Genomic DNA, 4,199 nt, shown 5'->3' with positions numbered 1-4,199 from the left:
CCAGTCGCCAGCGTCTCTCCCAGTCGCCGCGTGTGACTCTGGCAGCGGCCGCGACGCCGCGCACGATGCTGTTGAAGGTCAACGCCAATCATCCGGCCTTTCAGGACCCCGCTGTACGGCGTGCATTGAGTCTGGCGATCGATCGCACCGCCATCGCTCAGGTCGTGCTGCGCTATCCGCGTGGCGCCAGCCAGCTGTTCCCGCCGATGGTGGAAGGCTGGCATGACCCCGCACTGCCCGAGCTGCATCAGGACGTCGCCGAGGCGCGTGCACTGCTGGACGCCGCAGGTTGGACCGTCGGCGAGGAGGGTATCCGCCACAAGGATGGCCAGCGCCTCGCGATCAGCCTGATCACCTTCTCGGACCGTCCGGAGCTGCCGCTGGTCGCCACGGTGCTGGAGCGCCAGTTCCACGCCATCGGCATCCAGACGCGTCTGGATATCACCAACTTCTCGGCGATTCCGGCCGGCCACCACGACGGCAGTCTCGACATGGCGCTGTTCGCGCGCAATCTGGCCATGGTGCCGGACCCCATCGGCAACGTGCTGAGCGATTACGCGGGAACCCCCGAGGCCCCTGGTGGCGACTGGGGCGCGATGGGCTGGTTCGATGCGGACTTCACCGCCGAGCTTGAGCGCATGGCACGCGAGGGCTATGGGCCCACGCCGGCAGGGCAGGACCCGCGCGCCCAGGCCAGCGGCGTGATCCAGCGGGCGCTGCCCGTGATCCCCATCGCCTGGTACTACCAGAACCTGGCGATCTCCAATCGACTGCAAAGCGCTCAGGTAGATCCCTGGGAGCGTAGTTTCGGCCTTTCAGAATTGCGGTGGGCACAATGAATCTCCCTTCACGTCTGTTGCAGCTATTGATGGTGGTGCTGATGGTCGGCGGCGCCAGCTATCTGATGATGCAGAGTCTGCCCGGCGATGCCGCCTGGCGTATCGCGGCCGGCCGCTATGGCTATGATGCGCTGGATGCGGCCGCTGCGGCCTCGGTACGCGCCGAACTGGGCCTCGAGGCACAGGGCGGCTTGCACTTCCTTTACTGGCTGGGCGATATCCTGCGCCTGGAGCTTGGCACCTCGCTGATTTCCGGTGAATCGGTGTGGGTGGAGATTCGTCATCAGCTGGGCAACTCCCTGTCGCTCGCCGGCGCGGCGCTGGGCATCTCGCTGCTGATCGGCCCGCCGCTGGGGCTGCTGGCCGGTCTGCGTGCCGGTGGCTGGCTGGACCGTAGCCTGCTGGCCGTCTGCAGTCTGCTGCGTGCCACGCCGCAGTTCCTGCTGGCGCTGGTGCTGATCCTGCTGATCTCGGTGGAGATGGGCCTGCTGCCGGCCGCCGGTCACGGTGAGCCGCAGCACTTCATTCTGCCGGCGATGACGCTGGCGCTCGGGCTGGCAGCGGTATCGGCACGCCTGGCACGTGATGCCATGGCCGCCGTCACCCAGACGGCCTTTCATGATTTCGCGCGCTGGAAGGGCCTCAGCAACGCCCAGACCTTCTGGCGTCACGGCCTGCGCCATGTGGCCTTGCCGCTGGTGACCTATCTGGGACTGCAGTTCGTGACCCTGGTGGAGGGTGTGGTGGTGATCGAGAGCATCTTCGGCTGGCCGGGCATCGGCCATGCGCTGGTGCACGCCATCTTCTCGCGCGATGTGCCGATGGTGCAGGGCACCGCCCTGGTGCTGGGCGTCGGCTTTGTCTTGATCAATCTGCTGGTCGATCTGCTGGGTCGCCAACTGGACCCACGGGGTGTGAAATGAATCAGGTGGTGGAAGGGCTTGCGCCGCAGCGCGTGGAAGCCGTGCGTCGTCCACGTCTTGACTGGCCGTTGCGCCGGGTGATCGGGGCCGCGATGGTCGCCAGTCTGGTGCTGCTGGCCTTGCTGGGCAATCTGGTGATACCGGGAGACCCGCTGGAGCAGCATCTCTATCGTGCACTGCAGGGCGCGGATGCCGTCGGTGTCTCTGACGCCGGCGAGGTGATCACCAGCGCCCCGCTGGGCTATGACCACCTTGGGCGCTCCCTTTATCACCGCCTGGTGGCGGCGCTCGGGCTGTCGCTTTCCATTGCCGCGGGGGCGGTGATTCTGGCGGCTTTTTCGGGCATTTCGCTGGGCCTGCTGGCCGCGGGACGCGGTGGTTGGGCCGAGCGCCTGTTGAGCCTGGTGGCAGACAGCCTGCTGGCATTGCCGGGGCTGCTGCTGGTGCTGATGGTCAGCGTCATCCTGCCGTCGACGCCGCTGGCATTGTGGTTGGGTCTGTCGCTGGTGCTGTGGGTGGAATTCTTCCGCCTGGCTCGCGCCACCGGTCGCAGCGTGCTGGCGAGTCCCGGTGTGGAGGCCAGCCGTCTGCTGGGCTTCGGGGCCTGGTACCGGTTTCGTCATCACCTGTGGCCGGAAATGGCACCCGTGATGATGACGGCGATGGCCTTCGGCATGGCCAACGCCCTGATGGCGATTGCCGCGCTGGGCTTCGTGCATGTCGGCATTCCGGAGCCCACGCCGGAGCTGGGCACCATGATGGTCGAGCTGTTGCCGTACTGGCGTGAAGCGCCATTCGCGCTGCTGACGCCGGTGCTGGTTACCTTCCTGCTGTTGCTGGGGCTGTTGCTGATGTCCGGCAGCAAGGCCAGAACGTCAACCGCCGCGGACACCCTCGAAGGAGCGCGCCCATGAATGTCGCGACAATGACCACGCCAGCCTCTCACACGCGGGATGGGGCAACGGCGGATGATGTGGTGCTAAGTGCCGAGGATGTGAGCGTGCGGGTCCAGGGCGCGCAGACGGCGCTGCTGGAGCCTGTCTCGCTTGCGCTCAAGGCGGGAGAGCCGCTGGTGGTGATCGGTGAGACGGGGTCCGGCAAGAGTCTGCTGGCTCAGGCACTGCTGGGCACGCTGCCCCCGGAGCTTGTGGCCTCCGGCAGCCTGTGGCTCGACGGCGAGCCATATCCTCTGCATACGCCAGAGAATCGTCACCCGCTCTGGGGTCGCCGCCTGGCGGTATTGCCCCAGGAGCCCTGGCTGGCGCTGGACCCGTTGATGAAGGTGATTCGTCAGGTCGGTGAGGCATATCGACTGGTCGCGGGGCGTTCGGCACAGGCCTCCCACGCGGCCGCGCGCAGTGATCTGGAGCAGTTGGGTGTCGCCGCGGCCAGCGAGCAGCTGCCGGGCAAGCTGTCCGGTGGCATGGCGCAACGTGTGGCCTTTGCGGCCGCCCGCGCCGGCGGCGCACCGCTGTTGATCGCCGACGAGCCGACCAAGGGGCTGGACGCCGCCCGCGTCAGCGAGATCGGCGAGCTGCTGCTCAAGTCATTGGCCGAGACACCGCGTGCTGGTTTGATGGTCATCACCCATGACATGGCGCTGGCGCACCAGATCGGTGGCCGGCTGATGGTGGTACGCAGGGGGCAGGTGATCGAGCAGGGCGCTACGCGTGACGTGCTGGCCGCGCCGACACATGCCTATACCCGACGCCTGGTGAATGCCGCGCCGCAGGCCTGGCCGGAGGCCGCCTTCAAGCCGGCAGCCGACAGTGCAAGCCGTGATGGCAAGGCGGCAGGCGAGACCATCATCCGCGCCGAGAATCTGACCATCGCGCGCGGGGACACCACATTGCTGCGTGACGTGGAACTCAGCGTGAAGGGCGGTGAGATCATCGGCGTCCAGGGCGCTTCAGGCTGTGGCAAGTCATCGCTGGGCGATGCACTGCTCGGCCTGTTGCCACCGCATTCAGGACGCGTGGTCCAGCATGCCGAACGCCTGGAATATCAGAAGCTCTACCAGGACCCCGTGGCGACCTTCCCGCCACGCCGGACACTGGGGCGGCTGTTGAAGGATCTCAGCGCACGCCATGGTCTCGACGACAGCCAGCTGCCGCAGCTGATGGAGCAACTGAGCCTGGCGCCGGAATTGCTCTCGCGTCTGCCGGGACAGGTCTCGGGTGGCGAGCTGCAGCGTTTCGCGCTGTTGCGTCTGATGCTGATCAAGCCGCGCTTCGTGTTCGCCGATGAGCCGACCTCACGCCTCGACCCGCTGGTCCAGCAGGAGGTGATCGCCTGCATGGTGAAGATGGTGCGCGAGCAGGGCACGGCGCTGGTGCTGGTCAGTCATGATGCGGCACTGCTGCGCAAGGTCGCGGATCGCGTGCTGGTAGTAGAGGAAGGTCGCTTGAAGGCGCGTCAGGAGATCTGATCGCTCACC

Annotated in this window: 4 protein-coding genes; all 4 read left to right on the top strand. The window is 66.8% G+C overall.

The window, feature by feature from the left end; genetic code table 11:
* A partial coding sequence (locus tag AC4FAH_RS07690) for an ABC transporter substrate-binding protein (RefSeq protein ID WP_490245849.1) occupies nt 1-839 on the top strand: 839 nt, incomplete at its 5' end.
* Nucleotides 836-1,762 (top strand): ABC transporter permease, encoded by a 927-nt coding sequence (locus tag AC4FAH_RS07685; protein WP_054556011.1) that lies wholly within the window; start codon nt 836-838, stop codon nt 1,760-1,762. The genes AC4FAH_RS07690 and AC4FAH_RS07685, both read left to right, overlap by 4 nt.
* Nucleotides 1,759-2,676 carry an ABC transporter permease gene (locus tag AC4FAH_RS07680; RefSeq protein ID WP_197738734.1) on the top strand — a complete coding sequence of 306 codons (918 nt, stop codon included), beginning with the start codon at nt 1,759-1,761 and terminating at the stop codon, nt 2,674-2,676. The genes AC4FAH_RS07685 and AC4FAH_RS07680 overlap by 4 nt, the downstream gene beginning before the upstream one ends.
* On the top strand, nt 2,673-4,190 hold the full coding sequence (locus AC4FAH_RS07675) for an ABC transporter ATP-binding protein (RefSeq protein ID WP_490245848.1): 1,518 nt from the start codon (nt 2,673-2,675) through the stop codon (nt 4,188-4,190). The genes AC4FAH_RS07680 and AC4FAH_RS07675 overlap by 4 nt, the downstream gene beginning before the upstream one ends.
* Nucleotides 4,191-4,199: the final 9 nt, after the last annotated feature.

This window comes from Cobetia sp., from assembly GCF_983723665.1.
Note: the sequence above shows the minus strand (reverse complement) of the source record. Positions and strands in the feature narration are given on the sequence as shown.